General features: G+C 70.3%; 11 protein-coding genes and 5 tRNA genes. 9 read left to right on the top strand and 7 right to left on the bottom strand.

All coding sequences use genetic code 11. From position 1 onward, the window contains the following. The first annotated feature begins 37 nt into the window (after positions 1–37). Together ACPT94_RS38370 and ACPT94_RS38365 are read left to right on the top strand one after the other, a co-directional pair. A complete protein-coding gene (locus ACPT94_RS38370) occupies positions 38–268 on the top strand; it encodes a GntR family transcriptional regulator (protein WP_425247925.1) in 231 nt (76 codons plus the stop codon). Between the two features lie 122 nt (positions 269–390). Next, entirely contained in the window at positions 391–2,157 is a 1,767-nt protein-coding gene (locus ACPT94_RS38365; protein WP_360342850.1) for a SpoIIE family protein phosphatase, read from the top strand. Between the two features lie 101 nt (positions 2,158–2,258). On the opposite strand, the gene ACPT94_RS38360 is transcribed toward ACPT94_RS38365, so the two are convergent. The 6 genes from ACPT94_RS38360 to ACPT94_RS38335 all read right to left on the bottom strand — a co-directional run bounded on the left by ACPT94_RS38360 (position 2,259) and on the right by ACPT94_RS38335 (position 10,732). Further along, positions 2,259–2,331, bottom strand: a tRNA-Lys gene (locus ACPT94_RS38360). An 89-nt stretch (positions 2,332–2,420) separates the two neighbouring features. After that, complete coding sequence (locus tag ACPT94_RS38355; protein WP_360342853.1) at positions 2,421–3,968, bottom strand: amino acid permease; 1,548 nt, start codon at positions 3,966–3,968, stop codon at positions 2,421–2,423. Positions 3,969–4,016: 48 nt separating this feature from the next. Next, on the bottom strand, positions 4,017–7,115 hold the full coding sequence (locus ACPT94_RS38350; RefSeq protein ID WP_425247915.1) for an FG-GAP repeat domain-containing protein: 3,099 nt from the start codon (positions 7,113–7,115) through the stop codon (positions 4,017–4,019). Between the two features lie 218 nt (positions 7,116–7,333). Further along, positions 7,334–9,457 (bottom strand): DEAD/DEAH box helicase, encoded by a 2,124-nt coding sequence (locus tag ACPT94_RS38345; protein WP_360342862.1) that lies wholly within the window; start codon positions 9,455–9,457, stop codon positions 7,334–7,336. Positions 9,458–9,764: 307 nt separating this feature from the next. After that, positions 9,765–10,295 (bottom strand): hypothetical protein, encoded by a 531-nt coding sequence (locus tag ACPT94_RS38340; RefSeq protein WP_360342865.1) that lies wholly within the window; start codon positions 10,293–10,295, stop codon positions 9,765–9,767. Positions 10,296–10,381: 86 nt separating this feature from the next. Then, the gene (locus ACPT94_RS38335) at positions 10,382–10,732 is read right to left on the bottom strand and encodes a metallopeptidase family protein (protein ID WP_003999986.1); all 351 of its coding nucleotides are present in this window, start codon (positions 10,730–10,732) and stop codon (positions 10,382–10,384) included. Positions 10,733–10,810: 78 nt separating this feature from the next. On the opposite strand from ACPT94_RS38335, the gene ACPT94_RS38330 reads away from it, so the two are divergent. From ACPT94_RS38330 to ACPT94_RS38300, 7 genes are all read left to right on the top strand, one after another. Further along, complete coding sequence (locus ACPT94_RS38330) at positions 10,811–12,409, top strand: metallophosphoesterase family protein (RefSeq protein ID WP_425247914.1); 1,599 nt, start codon at positions 10,811–10,813, stop codon at positions 12,407–12,409. Positions 12,410–12,489: 80 nt separating this feature from the next. Then, positions 12,490–12,562: transfer RNA gene (locus ACPT94_RS38325), tRNA-Glu, on the top strand. Positions 12,563–12,599: 37 nt separating this feature from the next. Beyond that, a tRNA-Asp gene (locus ACPT94_RS38320) sits at positions 12,600–12,674 on the top strand. Positions 12,675–12,698: 24 nt separating this feature from the next. Continuing rightward, a tRNA-Phe gene (locus ACPT94_RS38315) sits at positions 12,699–12,772 on the top strand. Between the two features lie 149 nt (positions 12,773–12,921). Further along, entirely contained in the window at positions 12,922–16,890 is a 3,969-nt protein-coding gene (gene hrpA, locus ACPT94_RS38310; protein WP_360342872.1) for an ATP-dependent RNA helicase HrpA, read from the top strand. Positions 16,891–16,984: 94 nt separating this feature from the next. After that, positions 16,985–17,059: transfer RNA gene (locus tag ACPT94_RS38305), tRNA-Asp, on the top strand. Between the two features lie 491 nt (positions 17,060–17,550). After that, positions 17,551–17,742: a DUF6274 family protein gene (locus tag ACPT94_RS38300; RefSeq protein WP_360342875.1), complete on the top strand. Its 192-nt coding sequence runs from the start codon at positions 17,551–17,553 to the stop codon at positions 17,740–17,742. A gap of 491 nt (positions 17,743–18,233) precedes the next feature. Here ACPT94_RS38300 and bldC read toward each other — a convergent pair whose 3' ends face one another. Further along, positions 18,234–18,440 carry a developmental transcriptional regulator BldC gene (gene bldC / locus ACPT94_RS38295; protein ID WP_003949541.1) on the bottom strand — a complete coding sequence of 69 codons (207 nt, stop codon included), beginning with the start codon at positions 18,438–18,440 and terminating at the stop codon, positions 18,234–18,236. Between the last annotated feature and the right edge of the window lie 144 nt (positions 18,441–18,584).

Genomic DNA, 18,584 nt, shown 5'->3' with positions numbered 1-18,584 from the left:
TCGAGCGGGGTGACGAGGCCGACCGCTCTACGTTCAGCTGGCCGACGTCATCGCCGAGAAGATCGCGTCCGGGCAACTGGCTCCGGACAGGCCCATCCCCTCGGAGAACCACCTCGCCGACGAGTACGGCGTGGCGCGGCTTACGGCACGGCGAGCCGCACAGGAACTTCGCGAGCGCGGTCTGATCGTCACCGTGCGCGGTAAAGGATCTTTCGTCGTCGAGCAGCCACCCCGCGCGGCGCCCGAAGCGGGCGAACCCACCATCTGAAGGGCCCGCGCGACCCATCGCGCGGCCCTCGCCTCAGCTGTCCGGCGCGAAGATGCGCAACCCCACCCCACCCCACACGATGGGAAAGGGACCCATGCGGCCTGGACAGCAGGAGAGAACAGGTGAACGCTGAACAACTCCCGCCGCCGTGGCTGTTCCCCCAGGATCAGGCCGAGGGCCTGCGGATGACGCTGCCGCACCTCCTGCTCGACGGGACGGAGAGAGCCTGTGAGTGCGGATTTCTGCGCCGGATCGTCGAGGGCACGGCCGCCCCGGTCATCATCCTCGACGAGTACCTGCGCTACCTCTACGTCAACCCGGCCTGGGTGCACGTCACCGGGGTGCCCGCCACCGCCTTCCTCGGCAAGAAGATCGGCGAGGTGCTGCCGGACATCCACAGCCCCGACGACATCCTGATCGAGGTGCTGGCGGACGGGCAGCCACGCGAGGTGACGCTGACGGGCACCACCCGGATCCCGTCACGCGTGGGCCGCAGGCTCTGGCGCGCGGTGTTCCACCGGCTGGAGTCACGCGGACGGACCATCGGGGTGTGCGGGATCTGCGTGGAGGTCAGCAACCTGCGCCAGTACCTCGACGACCTGGAGAACGCCCACCAGCGACTCGCCCTGCTGGACGCCGCCGCCACCCGCGTCGGCACCACCCTCGACGTCGAGGCCACCTGCGCCGAACTCGCCGACTTCCTCGCCCCGTCCCTGGCCGACGTGGCCGCCGTGGGCATCGTCGAGGAGGAGTTCCTGGCCGGGCCCCCGCCGGCCCCGGGAATGCTGCGCCTGCGGAAGATGGCGCTCTCGGCGCCGCCGGAGCTGCAGTGGCATCTGCGCGGCCTGGGCGGTCCGGAACCCTATCTGGACCTTCCACGGGGCGCGACCGCCCGGCGCTGCATCGACAGCGGACGGCCGTGGCTGAGCAACATGGCCACGGACGAACTGCTCCAGAAAATAACCCTGATCCCCGACCGCGCGAAGATCATTCGAGCGGCCGGCGTCCATTCCGTGCTGATGGTCCCGCTGCCCACCGCCGGCCGCTGTGTCGGCGTCGTGATCCTCATGCGGGCCGGCACCTCGACCCCCTTCACCGAGGACGACGTCCTCACCGCCCAGGGCGTCGCCGCACGCGCCGCCTCCTCCATCGACAGCGCCCGCAGGTACTCCGACGAGCACACCATGGCGCTGGAACTCCAGCGGGCGCTGCTGTCCGAGCCCGACAGCCCCCACCCCAGCGTCGAGGTGGCCACCCGCTATCTGCCCTCCGGCCGCAGCGCCCTCGTCGGCGGGGACTGGTACGACTCGATCGCCCTGCCGGACTGCCGGACCCTGCTGGTCATGGGCGACGTGATGGGGCACGGCTTCCAGGCCGCGGTCGCCATGAGCCAGTACCGCTCCGTCCTGCGCACCGTGGCCGCCGCCGGTCTCCCCGTCGACGCGATGCTCCGCGAAGCGGACCGCCGGGCCGCACGCATCGGCCTCGACCGCGTCGCCACCTGCCTCCTCGTCCTGGTCGATCCCCAGGCCGGCACCTGTACGGCGGCCAGCGCCGGACATCTGCCGCCCGTCGTCATCCGCTCGGGCGGCGGCACGGAGGTGCTGACCCTCCCGGCCGGCCCCCCGATGGGCACGGAGCTCGGCGACTACGAGATGACAACGTTCGCATTCGAGCCGGGCGCCGTACTGCTCCTCTACACGGACGGCCTGGTGGAACAGCGCAACACGGACATCGACGAGGCGGTACGAGCCCTCACGAACCTGAACCTGTCCGCGGACGGCTCCCTGGAGAACCTCCTCGACACCGTCCTGGACCATCTGACGAACAGCCTGTGCGAGGACGACATCGCGCTGCTGGCCGCCCGCGGACGGCCCACGGGCGGTTGATCCCGCGCAGAGCCCCGAAAACGCCACAGCGCCCGAGCCGACCGAAGCCGACCCGAGCGCTGCGTAGCAGGTCAGAGGGTGTTTTCCTGCCCCGCCACCGGTAGGCCCTGTGGGACTCGAACCCACAACCAATGGATTAAAAGTCCACTGCTCTGCCAATTGAGCTAAGGGCCCAGGCGATGTTGCCACCCCGAGCATAGCCCGACGAGGCCGTGTCTCCGATCGGGTATCGGGGACACGGCCCTGCCGAGGACGAAGATCGGTCACGGATCGGCCGTTTCGGCCGTTTCGGCCGTCACCTCCGCCGCCGTCCCCTGCCGGACGGCCGCCCTCTCGTGCGCGGGATTGAGGAACCAGTGCCGGGCCGAGGCCACCCACCAGACGGCGGCGAAGCCCAGGACGACGAGGACGGCGATCGGGGCGTAGTTGAAGGTCTCCCAGGTCACCGGGGAGACCTGGGGCAGCATGAAGAGGACCGTGATCACGGCCACCCAGGTGACCGACACGACCCCCACCGCCCGCGACCACCGGCCCAGATGCCACGGCCCCCGTTCGAAGGCCTCGCCCTTGCGCAGGCGCAGCAGGGTGGGGATGACGTAGGCGATGTAGAGGCCGATCACCGCGATGGAGGTGACCGCCGCGTACGCCGTGACATTGATCAGGTACGGCAGGCCCAGCAGCAGCGCGCCGCCGGCCGCCAGCCAGACCGCCGCGACGGGGGTGCGGGTGCGCGGGCTGACCGTGTGCCAGACACGCGAGAAGGGCAGGGCGCCGTCGCGGGAGAAGGCGTAGATCATGCGGCTGTTGGCCGTCACGGACGCCATGCCGCAGAAGAGCTGGGCGCCGATGACGACGAGCAGGAGCAGCTTGCCCGCGGTCGCGCCGAGCGCGTCGAGGAGGATCTGGGCGGGCGGCGCGCCGGTCGGGGACGTGAGGGCGCCCTCGTAGGACTGGATCGCGAAGGTGAAGCCGAGGAGGAGGACGAAGCCGGCGATCCAGGACGTCCAGATGGACTGCACGATGCCCTTCGGGCCGGCCGTCGACGCGTCGTGGGTCTCCTCCGTCATATGGGCGGAGGCGTCGTAGCCGGTGAAGGTGTACTGGGCCATCAGCAGGCCCAGCAGCACCACGTACACCCCGCTGCCCCAGCCGGTGTTGTTGACGAACTCGCCGAAGACGAAGGACGCGGACTGGTGCTTGTCGGGGGCGAAGGTGAGCGCGCCCACGATGACCGCGACGCCCAGCACGTGCCACCACACGCTCACGCTGTTCAGCAGGGCGACGATGCGGACGCCGAAGGTGTTGAGCAGGCCGTGCAGCAGCAGGATCGCCGCGAACAGCAGGATGGTCCGTTCGGGCGTCACCTCGAAGTCGAACTGGAGGTTCAGGTACGCGCCGAGGAAGGACGCGGCCCCGAAGTCGATGCCGGCGGTCACCGCCACCTGCCCGAGCACGTTGAACCAGCCCGTGAACCAGGCCCACGCGGCCGCGCTCCGGGGCGGCGCCAGCCGGTGCGCCCAGAAGTAGAGCCCGGCCGACGTCGGGTACGCCGAGCAGATCTCGGCCATCGACAGTCCGACGAACAGCGTCATGAGCCCGACGGCCACCCAGCCCCAGGTGATCACCGCCGGGCCGCCGGTGTTCATGCCGAACAAATACAGCGTCAGGCATCCCGAGAGCACCGAGATGATCGTGAAGGAGACCGCGTAGTTGGAGAACGCCGACATGCGGCGGGCGAGAACCTGCGTGTAACCGAGCTGGGCCAGCCGTTCCTCGTCAGACAGCCCACTCACTCTGGCGTCATCTGTCATGCCCCCAGCAATTCCCTCACCGGGGGCGTGACACACGTCACGACTTGGCTAGAAAAGGCCCTTGTAGTTCTGCCAGCCCGCGCCGATCTTCACTCGCGCCCCGAAGGTGCCGGTCCCGGTGCCGTTCAGCCGGTACAGCCCGCCCGCGGTGTCCCGCGCGACGAGGTCCGCCTTCCCGTCCCCGGTGATGTCCCCGACCCCGACGACCGCGTTGTACGTCCCGCCCCAGCCGGCGAACAGCTTCACGCGGGCGGAGAAGGTCCCGTTGCCCTTGCCGATGTACCGGTAGAGGTTGTTGGACGTGTCCTGCGCGATGAGATCGCCGACGCCGTCACCGTTGAGGTCACCCACACCGACGATCTTCTTGTACGACTTCCAGTTGTCGTACAGCTTGACGGGTGCCGCCAGCGTGCCGGCCGCCGTGCCCTTGTACAGGTACACCCTGCCGGTCGAGGAGTTGCGGGCGATCAGGTCCGGGCGACCGTCCTTGTTGACGTCACCCGGCGAGGTCATGACGTCGAACTGGGTCCAGCCGCTCGTGCCCAGCGTGGTGTACGGCGACGTGGGCCGCACCGCGCCACCGCAGCCCGTCCGGTACAGCCGCAGCGCCCCACTGCTCAGCCGGACGAGGACGTCGTTGCAGCGGTCGCCGCTCAGGTCCCCGAACGGCACCGCCTTGATGCCGCTCGGCCAGCCGGAACCGCTGACCTGGCCGGAGAACGTGCCTTGGCCCGTGCCCTGCTGGTAGGTCAGGGTGCCCGAGGCGGGCATGGTCAGCATGTCGCCGACACCGTCCGGCTTCGACCCGGGACCCGCGTAGTCGTGGAACACGGCAGCGCCGCCCACCATCCGGACGGTGCCCCGCACCACCAGCGGATCGCCGACGCCGTCCACGGGCGTGAACCTCAGCGTCCAGTCGTACGAACCGTTGGGGAAAGGCTTCCCGGACACGTCGTAGCCGTCCCAGCCGACGTTCAGCGCACCGCGCACGGCACCGCCGTCCATCCCCTCGACATTCTTGCCCGTCGCCTTGCTGCGGATGTCCAGCCGCCAGCCCGCGACCGGCTTCGACAGCAGCACGGATGTGAAGGTGCGATAGCCGGGGGACGTCTGGGGTACACCCTGAGCGGGCTCCAGCTGCCGCAACGGCTGCTGCGGCACACCCGAGGGCACCAGATGCACCTGCTCCTGGGCGTCGACGTAGGCCGCGTTCGCCCCGGACTCGTCCACGGTCCAGCGCACGCCGCGCTGTGAGAAGCCGGTGTCGGGCAGATCGCCGACGACCCGGCTCGCGGGCGCGCCACCGACGACCGTCGTGAGCGTGAGTTTCCCGGCCTGCTTGTCATGCGTGACCACGAACCCGTCGCCCAGCTGGGCCTCGCCGACAGGCACGGACACAGAAGCGCCCGCCGTACGGTCGTAGACGCCCGCGCGGCCGTCGCAGGTCCAGTAGATCCAGCGGCCCAGTGCCTGGAGGTCGGTGGGGGTGCAGCCGGCGTCGGTGGTGAGGGTCTCGGTGGTCTTCCTGGCCGTGAGGTCGTACGCCGTCAGGGTTCCCGGGGTCGCGCCCGGGGTCCACAGGGTGTCGCCGGAGAGGGCGGCCGGGCCCGGGGTACGGGTGAGGGTCGGGCCGCTGGTGATCGGGCTGGTGATGCGGTAGACGGACTGCTGGCTGGCGGTGGTGTGGATCACATAGCGGCCGGACACGTCGGTGATCTGTCCACCGGCGGGCACCTTCCGTTCCTTGACCGAGTAACCCGACCCGCCGTTGCTGAGCCGGTCGCTGTTCGTGGCCGGGTCGTGCTCCAGCCAGACGATCTGCCCGTCGGCGGCACCCCAGATCTGGGAGCAAGCGACATCGTCGACAGCGCAGTTTCCGACCGTGCCGCCCTCGAGGAAGGTGGAGGACGGACCGTACGCGGGCGCGCCGGTCGGGGCGATCGTACGCAGACGCGCGGTCCGCGAGCCCCCGCCCGCCACGGCGCTTATCTGGTCGGTGAGCACCAGCCGGCCGTGGTCCAGCGACAGCCCTTGGATCTTGAGCGGCGGCTTGGGCAGCGCCTTCACCTGAGTGACGACCGGAGTGCCGTCGGGGCCGGGCTGGATGCGCTGGACGCCCCAGTCGTCGGTGGGGGACATCGTACGGCCGACGGCGAGGGCGGTGCCGTTGGAGACACCGGAGAGGAGCCGGTCGGAAGAGGGCAGCAACGTCACCGAGGAGCCGCCCGCGATGGGGGTGGCCATCGTCCTGGTGGCGGTACCCGTCTGGTAGACGAGCCAGTCGCCTACCACCGCAAGGTCCACCACCGAGGATGCGTCGCCGACGCCGACGAGCGGGACCGAGACCGGCGGGGCGGACAAGTCGGAGCGGGAGTACACGAGCGCGGCCTTCTGGCTTCCCGTGTACCAGACCACGTAGTCGCTGGTGACACTTGCCTTGAGGTACGCCGTCGGCACTGGCTCGGTCCAGCCTGTGACCTGACCGGTCCTCCGATCGACCATGAGGGACAGGTACGGCCCGTTCGGCTGCCCGGCGTTGAACAGCAGGCCGTCGGCGTCCCCGCCCCTGGGGAACCCAAGGGTCACTCCCCCGGGCACCCCCGTGACCAGCACGTCACGCGTGCTGCCGTCGGTCTCCGGGAACAGCAGGTGTACCTCCCGCCGGGACGTCCCGCTCCCGTCCTGCACCGCGCGGAAAGCGACCACCAGGTCGTCGTAGGCGGTGAGCATGGACAGGCCCTCGGGTATCCGAACGGTGCGCGTCGTGTCGTCGGCCGCGTTCCACAGATCGACCCGGCCGCCCGCGAAGCGGTACGCGAGGACGTCGCCGCCGGTTGTCCCGAAGACGGTGGTCCCCGGCGGGGGGACCACCTTCACGGACGTGCCGTCCGCGTACCGCGTCCAGACGAGCCCTGAACCCTCCAGGGAGTGGAAGACGCCCTGGGCGCCGGCACCGTCCTGTCCGTAGTTCGTGAGCCCGGCGTAGAGCCCGCCCCCGGTGTACGTGTCGCGCAGCGTCGCCGGCACCACCGTCTCCTGCGGCGTGTCCGCGACCGCCGGCGTCGACGGCAACAACGGACTCAGCCCGGCCGCCAACACGGCGGAAGCGGCGACAAGACGCAGACGTACGAAGCCATGACGAGCCAAGAGGGTCCCTCCCCGGGAACACGGAGACGGGCTGGACACCGACTCCGGCGCCCACGGCCCCCCGGCCTTCACATCCGTCTCACAAGTCGGCTGATCCTACAGGCGTTTCACAGCCCCGGGGAAAGGGGTTTCGGCCGACTCCCGGCACGGAAAAACGCCGTGGCCCCCACCGGTGAGTCGGTGGGGGCCACGGCGTTCACTCACATGGACCGCTGCGGTCAGCCGTTGCGCTTCCAGCGCGGCTTGTCCTCGCGGCGTCCGAAGGAGCCGCCGGTGCCACGGTGGTCGTCACGGCGGCCGTACGGGCGGTCGTGGCCGCCGGTGCGGAAGCCCGGGCGGTCGTCGCGGCGGTCGCGGTTGAACGGACGGTCGCTGCCACGGTGGCCGCCGCGGTCGTCCCGGCGGAAGCCGCCCCGGTCGTCACGGCGCTCGAAACCACGGCCACCACGGTCGTCACGGTCCCGGCCGAAGCCACGGTCGCGGTCACGGTCGAACGGACGACGCTCGTCGCGCCGCTCGAAGGACCGCCCGCCCCGGTCGTCGCGCCGCTCGAAGCCACGCCCACCCCGGTCGTCACGGTTGAACGGACGCCGGTCGTCGCGCCGCTCGAAGCCACGGCCGCCACGGTCGTCACGGTCCCGGTGGAACCCACGGTCCCGGTCACGGTCACGGTCACGGTCACGGTTGAAGCCGCCGCGGTCACCCCGGTCGCCCCGCTCGTCCCGGCGGAAGCCACCCCGGTCGTCACGGCGCTCGAACGAACGGCCGCCACGGTCGTCACGGTCCCGCTCGTACGACCGCGCACCGCGCTCGTCCCGGTCGGTGTCCCGCGCGGCCCGCTGCTCCGGCACGGAGACCTCGGTCACGGCCGGAGCCTCGGCGGTGTCGACGGTCTCGACGGCCGCGGCGGCCTGCGCCTCGGCCACTGCCGCCTCCGGGTCCTCGCCCCGCTCACGGGCGACCCGGGCGACCAGCCGGTCGGCCTCCTCGCGCAGCTCGGCCGCGCGACGCTGCGCGCGCTCCAGCTGCTTGGTGAGGTGGGTGACCTCACGCTCGGCCTGCTGAGCCGCGTTGCCCGCGGACTCGGCCTGGACCTCGGTCATCGAGCGGGCGCCGGTGATCTCGGCGACCTCCGGGTCGAAGGCCGCGCCGCCCTGGATGATGTGGCGCCCGGCGTCGACGCCGGCGTCCTCCATCAGACGGAAGATCTGGCGCCGCTGGTGCGGCAGCGAGAGGGACACGACCGTGCCCGTACGACCGGCGCGGGCCGTACGGCCGGCGCGGTGCAGGTAGTCCTTGTGGTCGCCGGCCGGGTCCACGTTGAGGACCAGGTCGATGCCGTCGACGTGGATGCCGCGGGCGGCGACGTCGGTGGCGACGAGGACATTGACGTACCCGTCCTTGAAGTCGGCCAGCGTCCGCGTCCGCGCGCCCTGCGTCATGCCGCCGTGCAGCGCGTCGGCCTTCACGCCCGCCTCGCGCAGCTGCTCGGCGACCCGGTCGGCGCCCAGCTGGGTGCGGACGAAGATGATGGTGCGGCCCTTGCGCGAGGCGATGGCGGCCGTCACCGGCGCCTTGTCCTTCGGCTTCACGATCAGGATGTGGTGCGACATGGTCGTCACCGCGCCCTGGGCGGCGTCCACCTCGTGCGAGACCGGGTCGTTCAGGTACCGATCGACGAGGGTCTTGATCTCGTTCTCCATCGTCGCGGAGAACAGCATCCGCTGACCGCCCGCCGGCACCTGGTCCAGCAGCTCGGTGACCTCGGGCAGGAAGCCCAGGTCGGACATCTGGTCGGCCTCGTCGAGGACGGCGACCTCGACGTCCTCCAGGGAGCAGGCGCCGCGGTTGATGATGTCGCGCAGACGGCCCGGGGTGGCGACGAGCACGTCGACACCGCGCTCCAGGGCGTAGATCTGGTTGCCCATGGACGTACCGCCGCAGACGACCTTCATCTTCAGGCCGAGCTGGTCGCCGTAGGGCTGCAGCGCGTCCGCGACCTGCATCGCGAGCTCACGGGTCGGGGTGAGGATGACGGCGCGCGGCTTGTGCTTCTCGGTGCGGCCGCCGGAGAGCCGGGCCAGGGTCGGCAGACCGAAGGAGAGGGTCTTGCCGGAGCCGGTGCGGCCACGGCCGAGGATGTCCTTGCCGGCCAGGGCGTCCGGGATGGTCGCCGCCTGGATCGGGAAGGGGGTGGTCACGCCGTTCTGCGCGAGCTTGCGCACGACGCCCTCGGGGAGACCGAGGTCCGCGAAGGTGACCTCGGGGGTGCTGGTCGCCTCGTCGTTCTCGCCGTTCTCGACGGTGGACACGACGACGTGATCAGTACTGGAAATGGACATGCGTATGCGAAACCTTCCGGAGTCTCGTCGGCACGCGCCCGTCAACTCCGTGATTCGCAATACGACCGCCTCTATGCGGTCCGCCACGGCAAGGGAGAGTACGCGCCACACGGCGCGCTCTGCGTTGGCGCCGGGCAAATGGGATCAAACGATCTACCACCATACGCACCCTCCACCCCCGAAGGCAAACCGAGCCCAGTAGACGTACGTCACACCCGTACGCCAGTCCCCTGACACCTCTACGCCGACGCCCCCGGCCCCCCTACGCCGACGACCCCGACACCCCTGCGCCGGCGCCCCGACACACTTACGCCGGCGCCCCCGCCTCCGGTGCCGGCTCCCGGTCCACCAGTTGCGGCGCCGGCTCCCCGGGCGCCGACGACGACGGCTCGGCGACCGTCGGCTCCGGCGAGGGCGACGGCGGGGGCTCCGGTGACGGCGGCGGCTCCGGGTCGGGGGAGCGCGTGGGCGTCGGCTCCTCGTTCGGCGGCTTGGGTTCCGCCGGCTTCTCGCTCCCGCCCGGCCTCGCCCCCGCCGAGGCCGGCGCGCTCACGCCCGCCGACGGCGAGGACGGCACGGGGGAGGCGGAGTCACCCGCCTTGCCCTTCTTGCCGCCCTTGCCGTGCCCGCGCTTGTCCTCGCCGCCCGCCGCGCCGAACCCGTGCCCGCCCGCCGACCCGCCGGGCCCGCCGTCCGGCGCCTCACCGCCCGACTGCCCCGCCGAGTGCGACGGCCTGACCCGGCCCCCCTCCTCGTCCCCCACGCTCATGCAACCGGCGGCCGCGGCGACGGCCATGACCGTGGCGGCCAGGCGAACGGGAAGGTACAAGGGGCGCACGGGGCCACCTCCGGGGGCAGACGCAGGAGTCAACCTCCCCAACTCCCGCCGCCCACAAGAGGACACGCGCCCCGTGGCGCGACGGCTCAGCCGTACCCGAGCGCGTGCAGCCGGGCGTCGTCGATCCCGAAGTGGTGCGCGATCTCATGCACCACCGTCACCTCGGTCTCCTCGACGACCTCCTCCCGCGTCTCGCACATCCGCAGGGTGGGCCCCCGGTAGATCGTGATCCGGTCCGGCAGCACACCCGCGTACCACTCGCCGCGATCGGTCAGCGGAGTCCCCTCGTACAGCCCGAGCAGCTCGGGATCGTCCGCCGGGGGCTCGTCCTCGACGAACACCGCGACGTTGTCCATCAGCCGCGTCAGCTCCGGCGGGATCCGGTCCAGCGCCTCGGCGACCAGTTCCTCGAACTCCTCGCGCGTCATCTCCAGCACAGGCCCATTCTCCGGCACGACACCGCCGACAAGGGGTATGCCCGCATGTCCGGGCGCGCACTTGGGCATACGGGACCAATGGTCCGCGTCCGCGTCCCCGTCGCAGCCCTGAACCCCATGAACCGGATACGAAAGACCCGCCGCCCCCGCCCCGCCACCCCCGAACTCGCCGCCCGGCCCCACCCCTGGCGCCGCGCGTTCGGCCTCACCGCTGTCGTCCTCCTCGGCGCCTGGCTCGGCCTGCTGATCGTCGGGAACGTCCGCGTCCCCGTCGGCCCCATGAACACGACGATGACCCTGCGCCCCTCCGCCACCGGCGGCACCAAGATCAACCTCTCGCCGCTGGGCGCCCTGCACCTCGACAGCCACATCGCGCCCGTCCGCCTGGACGTCAACGTCGACCAACTCGACCCCGCCCGCTCCCAGGCCCTCGTCGACCACCCCGAACGCCTCTCCGGCCTCCAGGACGAGGTCGCCCGCGACGTCGAGCACGGCACGCTCGACCTCGCCGTCCGCTCCTGCGTCGCCGTCGTCTCCGGCGCCACCGCCCTCGGCCTCGCCGTCTACCGGCGCCCCCGCCGAGCCCTCGCCGCGGGCGGCCTGGCCCTCGCCCTCCTCGCCGCCTCCGGCGCCACCGCCTACGCCACCTGGAACCCCAAGTCCGTCCTCGAACCCCGCTTCTCGGGCCTGCTCTCCTCGGCCCCCTCCCTGGTCGGCAACGCCCGCAGCATCGTCACCGAGTTCGACGTCTACCAGCGGGAACTGGCCCGCCTCGTCACCAACGTGACCAAGCTCTACGACGTCACCTCCACCCTCCCCGCCTACCAGCCCGACCCCACCACCGTCCGTGTCCTGCACGTCTCGGACATCCATCTCAACCCGGCGAGCTGGAAGATCATCGCCTCGCTCGTCGAGCAGTACAAGGTCAATGTCATCGTCGACTCCGGCGACACCATGGACCACGGCTCGGCCGCGGAGAACGGCTTCCTCGACCCCATCGCCGACCTCGGCGCGCCCTACGTCTGGGTCCGCGGCAACCACGACTCGACGGTCACCCAGCGCTACCTGGAGGGCATCAAGAACGTCCACGTCCTCGACGACGGCCGCGCCGTCACGATCGCGGGCCTGCGTTTCGCCGGCATCGGCGACCCCCAGTTCACCCCCGACCGCTCCTCCGCGCCGGCCACCGAGGGCCTGCAGGAAGCGGCCGGCGCCCGCCTCACGGCCGCCCTGCGCGCCCAGCGGGCCGCGGGCACACCCGTCGACGTGGCCATCGCCCATGAGCCCTCCGCCGCCCGCGGGACGGACGGCGAGGTGCCGCTGGTCCTGGCCGGGCATCTGCACCACAACGAGATGGAGGTCCTGCCGAAGGGGACCCGGCTGCGCATCGAGGGCTCCACGGGCGGCAGCGGCCTGCGCGCCGTCGAAGGCAAGTACCCCGACCCGATCGAGGCGTCGATCCTCTACTTCGACCGCGACACGCGCCGCCTCCAGGCGTGGGACGCGATCAAGCTGGGCGGCCTGGGCCTGACGACGGCCGAGGTCAGCCGCCACCTCCCCAAGGAGAACCAGCCGGGTTCCTCCCCGTCCCCGACCCCCTCCCCCACCGCTCCCACCACGCCTTCGTCCCCCTCTCCCTCGACCCCGTCCCCCGCCCCCTCCGGCACCGCTCCGTAAACCGTTTTGGCGATCCCTCCCGCCATCCCATATGCTTCTCACGTCCCCGACGCGCTGAAAAGCGCCCAGGCGGGCCGATAGCCCTCATCGTCTAGCGGCCTAGGACGCCGCCCTTTCAAGGCGGTAGCACGGGTTCGAATCCCGTTGGGGGCACGCAACATCGTGTGCGACACTGTCGTACACATCGCTTGGTCCTGTGGAGCAGTTTGGAGTGCTCGCCACCCTGTCAAGGTGGAGGCCGCGGGTTCAAATCCCGTCAGGACCGCTGAGGTTTCACGTGAAACCTCGCGGCTGGGTAGCTCAGTTGGTACGAGCGTCCGCCTGAAAAGCGGAAGGTCGCCGGTTCGACCCCGGCCCCAGCCACAGTTAAGGCCCCGATCTTCGGATCGGGGCCTTGTTGTGTGCCGGAGGTGGGCCGGGTGTGGGCCGACGTCCTCGCGCCCGGTGTCGCGAGCCGCCGGAGGCAAAAGCGTTCGCCACGTTTTTCTCCGGGATGAGATCCTGGGTCGCGTATGTCTACGCACCCTGCCCCCACCCTCGGCGCCCTCGCCCCCCGCCTGGCCGAGCTGTCCCTGCGTGATACGCATCAGCTCGGGCGCAGGCTCGAAGGCGCGCGCAAGATCCGCAAGCCGGAGGCCCTTGCCGCCGTTCTCGCCGAGATCGAGGCGGAGGTCGCACAGGCCGAGGAGCGGATGGACGCGCGGCGCACCCGTGTGCCTGCCGTGACCTATCCCGAGCAGCTCCCGGTCAGCCAGAAGAAGGACGCCATCGCGGATGCCATCCGTGATCATCAGGTCGTCATCGTCGCAGGTGAGACGGGGTCCGGCAAGACCACCCAGATTCCGAAGATCTGTCTGGAGCTGGGGCGGGGGGTCCGCGGCATGATCGGGCACACCCAGCCCCGTCGTATCGCCGCCCGTACCGTCGCCGAGCGCGTGGCCGACGAGCTGAAGACGCCGCTCGGGGAGGCCGTCGGCTGGAAGGTGCGGTTCACCGACCAGGTGAACCCGGACGCGACCTTCGTGAAGCTGATGACGGACGGCATCCTGCTCGCGGAGATCCAGACCGACCGCGAGCTGCGCGCCTACGACACGATCATCATCGACGAGGCCCACGAGCGGTCCCTCAACATCGACTTCCTGCTGGGCTATCTCGCCCAGCTGCTGCCGCGCCGGCCCGACCTCAAGGTCGTCATCACCTCCGCGACCATCGATCCCGAGCGGTTCTCCCGGCACTTCGGCGACGCACCGATCATCGAGGTCAGTGGCCGGACGTATCCCGTCGAGGTCCGGTACCGGCCCCTCCTGGAGGAGGACTCCGAGGACTCCGACCGGGACCAGATCACCGCCATCACCGACGCCGTCGAGGAACTGATGGGCGAGGGCCAGGGCGACATCCTCGTCTTCCTCTCCGGTGAGCGGGAGATCCGGGACACCGCGGACGCGCTCGAGAAGAAGAAGTACCCCCGCGCCGGAGGCGCTCATTGGCAGGGCACGGAAGTGCTTCCGCTGTACGCCCGGCTCTCGCACGCCGAGCAGCATCGCGTCTTCCAGCCGCACACCGGCCGCAGGATCGTTCTGGCGACCAACGTCGCCGAGACCTCGCTGACCGTCCCGGGCATCAAGTACGTCATCGACCCCGGCTTCGCCCGTATCAGCCGGTACAGCCACCGCACGAAGGTGCAGCGGCTGCCCATCGAGCCGATCTCGCAGGCCAGCGCCAACCAGCGCAAGGGCCGCTGCGGCCGTACGTCCGACGGCATCTGCATCCGCCTGTACTCCGAGGACGACTTCCTCGCCCGCCCGGAGTTCACGGACGCGGAGATCCTGCGCACCAACCTCGCCTCCGTCATCCTGCAGATGACCGCGGCCGGCCTCGGCGACATCGAGAAGTTCCCCTTCATCGACCCGCCGGACCACCGCAACATCCGCGACGGCGTCCAGCTCCTCCAGGAGCTGAACGCGCTGGACCCGGCGCAGAAGGACCCGCGCAAGCGGCTCACGCAGACCGGCCGCAAGCTGGCCCAGCTGCCCGTCGACCCGCGGCTGGCCCGGATGGTCCTGGAGGCCGACAAGAACGGCTGCGTCCGCGAGGTCATGGTCATAGCCGCCGCGCTCTCCATCCAGGACCCGCGCGAACGCCCGGCCGACAAGCAGACCCAGGCCGACCAGCAGCACGCCCGCTTCAAGGACGAGACCAGCGACTTCCTCGCCTACCTCAACCTGTGGCGGTACATCCGTGAGCAGCAGCGCGAGCGCGGTTCGTCGTCCTTCCGCCGGATGTGCAAGCAGGAGTACCTCAACTTCCTGCGCATCCGCGAATGGCAGGACATCTACACGCAACTGCGCACCGTCGCCAAGCAGATGGGCATCCACCTCAACGAGCAGGACGCCCCCGCCGACAGCATCCACACCTCCCTCCTCGCCGGTCTGCTCTCGCACATCGGCATGAAGGACGTGAAGGACGGCAACAAGAACGAGTACCTCGGCGCCCGCAACGCCAAGTTCGCCCTCTTCCCCGGCTCGGCGCTGTTCAAGAAGCAGCCCCGGTTCGTCATGTCGGCGGAGCTCGTGGAGACGAGCCGCCTCTGGGCCCGCGTCAACGCGAAGATCGAGCCCGAGTGGGTCGAGCCGCTCGCCGGGCACCTCCTGAAGCGGACGTACAGCGAGCCGCACTGGGAGAAGGACCAGGCGGCGGTGATGGCGTACGAGAAGGTCACGCTGTACGGCGTGCCCGTCATCGCCCAGCGGAAGGTGAACTACGGGCGGATCGACCCGGAGACGAGCCGCGAGCTTTTCATTCGCAACGCCCTCGTCGAAGGCGACTGGCGGACGCACCACAAGTTCTTCGCCGACAACCGCAGACTCCTCAGCGAGGTCGAGGAGCTGGAGAACCGCGCCCGGCGCCGGGACATCGTGGTCGACGACGAGACGCTGTTCGACTTCTACGACCAGCGGGTGCCCGAGCACGTCGTGTCCGGCGCCCACTTCGACTCCTGGTGGAAGCGCAAGCGGCACGAGCAGCCCGACTTCCTGGACTTCGAGCGGGAGATGCTCATCCGGGAGTCGGCGGAGGCGGTCACCAAGGCCGACTACCCGGACTCGTGGCGGCAGGGGCCGTTGAAGTTCCGGGTGACGTACCAGTTCGAACCGGGCGCGGACGCGGACGGCGTGACCGTCCACGTTCCGCTCCAGGTCCTCAACCAGGTCACGGACGAGGGCTTCGACTGGCAGATCCCGGGCCTGCGGGAAGAGGTCGTCACCGAGCTCATCCGCTCCCTCCCGAAGCCGATCCGCCGCAACTACGTGCCGGCGCCGAACTTCGCGAAGCGGTTCCTGGACCAAGCGGTGCCGTTGCAGGAGCCGTTGACCACGGCGATGGCCCGTGACCTGAAGCGCATGGTCGGCGTCCCCTTCGAGGCCGACGACTTCGACTGGTCCAGGGTCCCCGACCATCTGAAGATCACCTTCCGGATCGTCGACGAGCGGCGCCGCAAGCTGGCCGAGGACAAGGACCTCGAAGCGCTGAAGCTGCAGCTCAAGCCGAAGGCCCGCAAGGCCCTGTCCCAGGCCGCCGCGGCCACCGCCGAGCGTCAGGGCGGCGAGTCCCTGGAGCGCTCGGGCCTGACCGACTGGACGATCGGCTCCCTCACCCGCGTCTTCGAGACCCGCCGCGCCGGCCAGCCGGTGAAGGCGTACCCGGCGCTGGTCGACGACGGCGACACCGTCTCCGTACGCCTCTTCGACACGGAGGCGGAGCAGTCGGAGGCCATGTGGAAGGGCACCCGCCGGCTGATCCTGCGCAACATCCCGGTCAACCCCGCGAAGTTCGCGTCCGAGAAGCTGACGAACCCGCAGAAGCTCGCCCTGTCCGCGAATCCGCACGGCTCCATCCAGGCGCTGTTCGACGACTGCGCGATGGCGGCGGCGGACAAGCTGATGGGCGACTTCGGCGGACCGGCGTGGGACGAGGAGTCGTACCGGAAGCTGTACGACAAGGTGCGCGCCGAGATCGTCGACACGACCGTGCGGACGGTCGGCCAGGTGCAGCAGGTGCTGGCCGCCTGGCAGGCCTGTGAGCGCCGCCTGAAAGCCGTACGCAGCCCCGCGCTGCTGGCCAACCTGACGGACGTACGCAAGCAGCTCGACGCGCTCGTACGGCCCGGCTTCGTGACGCAGGCGGGGCTGCGCCGGCTGCCGGACCTGATGCGGTACCTGGTGGCCGCGGACCGGCGTCTGCAGCAGATGCCGACCAACGTCCAGCGGGACACCACCCGCATGGAGAAGGTCCACGAGATGCAGGACGAGTACGCCTGGCTGCTGGAGCAGTTGCCCCAGGGCCGCCCCGTCCCCTCCGCCGTCCTGGAGATCCGCTGGATGATCGAGGAGCTCCGGGTCAGCTATTTCGCCCACGCGCTGGGCACGGCGTACCCCGTCTCCGACAAGCGGATCGTGAAGGCGATCGACGCGGCCGTGCCGTAGCGGATGATGTACGGAGGGTGAGTTCGACCAGGGGCCCACCCTCCTGTACAGTCTCTTCTCGCAGCACAGCGCAACACCAAGTGCCGCGAAACCTGGTCCTGTGGAGCAGTTTGGAGTGCTCGCCACCCTGTCAAGGTGGAGGCCGCGGGTTCAAATCCCGTCAGGACCGCACAGAAGAGAGCCCGGGTCTTCGGACCCGGGCTCTTCGCATGCCCGCGCCGACTCGCCACCCTGTCAAGGTGGAGGCCGCGCCCGCGGCGCAGCCGCAATCGGGCACAGCAAATCCCGTCAGGACCGCAACGAGCGAGAGCCCGGGGCTTCGGACCCGGGCTCTTCGCATGCCCACGCCGACTCCCCGCCGGTCTACGGACCCGGGCTCTTCCCATGCCCCCATCCCGGCATCACGACACAGGACTTCTCCCCGCGTCCGCCTCTCGCTGCCGGCCGGCACCACCAGCCCACCTGGGGGCGCCCCCTCTGATGCTTGAGGACGAGGCTGTTCAGGCCGATGCGAGGGGCCGGGGATGGCAGTCCCCAGTGGGCGGTCACGTCGGCGGAGGCGTGACCGGCACTGCCCCCGCTCTCTTGACGGCGTCACATTCCCTCGGTACCCCAGAGTTCAGAGCCCCGTTCCCCGCGCGGGCCCCCTGGAGGTGGCGTATGGCGGCATCGGCTAGGCACGAGACGCGGGCGTTGCTCCGCGCGCATCTGTCGGCCGCGTCGTCCTACCGGCATGTGACCCGCCACTGCCCCATCTGCCACCGTCTGCAGCGGCTGGCGATGGACGGGGCTCCCCGGGGCGCTCAGGGCCCGGAGGAGGCCGTCGAGGACGAGAGGCCCTCGGCACCGTGACCGTCGACCGCGTCGGCAGCTGTACGGGCGTCAACAGCCGTACGGGCCGGGGACGGTGGAACAGCGGGAGCAAGCGCTTCCTATAACTCACATGCGTCGGCAGCGACAAGGCCAGTGGCATGTGACGGGAGTCACGGAATGAGTTTCCGCAACCGGGGTTCTTACCAGGCTCCTACAACTGGTCAATTTAATATGTGCAATTGCACCAGTCCGTGCACCGCTCCACCCGATGTCCGGAGGATGCCTCCCGGAACTCCCCGCAACCCCCTCAGAGACTCCCCAGACTCCGACAAGGCCGCTCACAGAGCGACCCGATAGGCAGGTCCCGGCGCACAAAAAAGATCGCGCTGGACCCGGCGGAGTCCAGCGCGATCGACGACGCACCGTGTGGGCAACGGGCCTGTTGGGGCAGGACCCGCGTCGCTTGGAGCTAGGGTTCGGGCGCTCCGACAGGTTGGGGGACCTGGCGTTCTGCCCGGTTATTCAGTTGTTCAGGCCTCGCTGCGCTGCTGCGGGATGCCCGCCAGCAGGGCGCGGACCTCAGCCTCGCGGTAACGGCGGTGTCCGCCGAGCGTACGGATCGACGTGAGCTTGCCGGCCTTCGCCCACCGCGTGACCGTCTTCGGGTCCACGCGGAACATGGTGGCGACCTCAGCCGGGGTCAGCAGCGGCTCAGCATCAGGGGTGCGAGCGGTCATGAGCGGCCTCCTCGGGAGAACCGAACCTTCTCGGTTCTTTCCTCTAAATTCTGCACCTTGACCCGCGTTGCCCGAAATGGCGGACGCGGGCCGAGTCGGTTATAGGACGAACGGCTTGTCCTCGGCACTACAACTACACCATCT

Source organism: Streptomyces aurantiaciflavus (assembly GCF_049808595.1).
Classification (GTDB): domain Bacteria; phylum Actinomycetota; class Actinomycetes; order Streptomycetales; family Streptomycetaceae; genus Streptomyces.
This window is presented reverse-complemented; position numbering and strand designations above follow the sequence as displayed.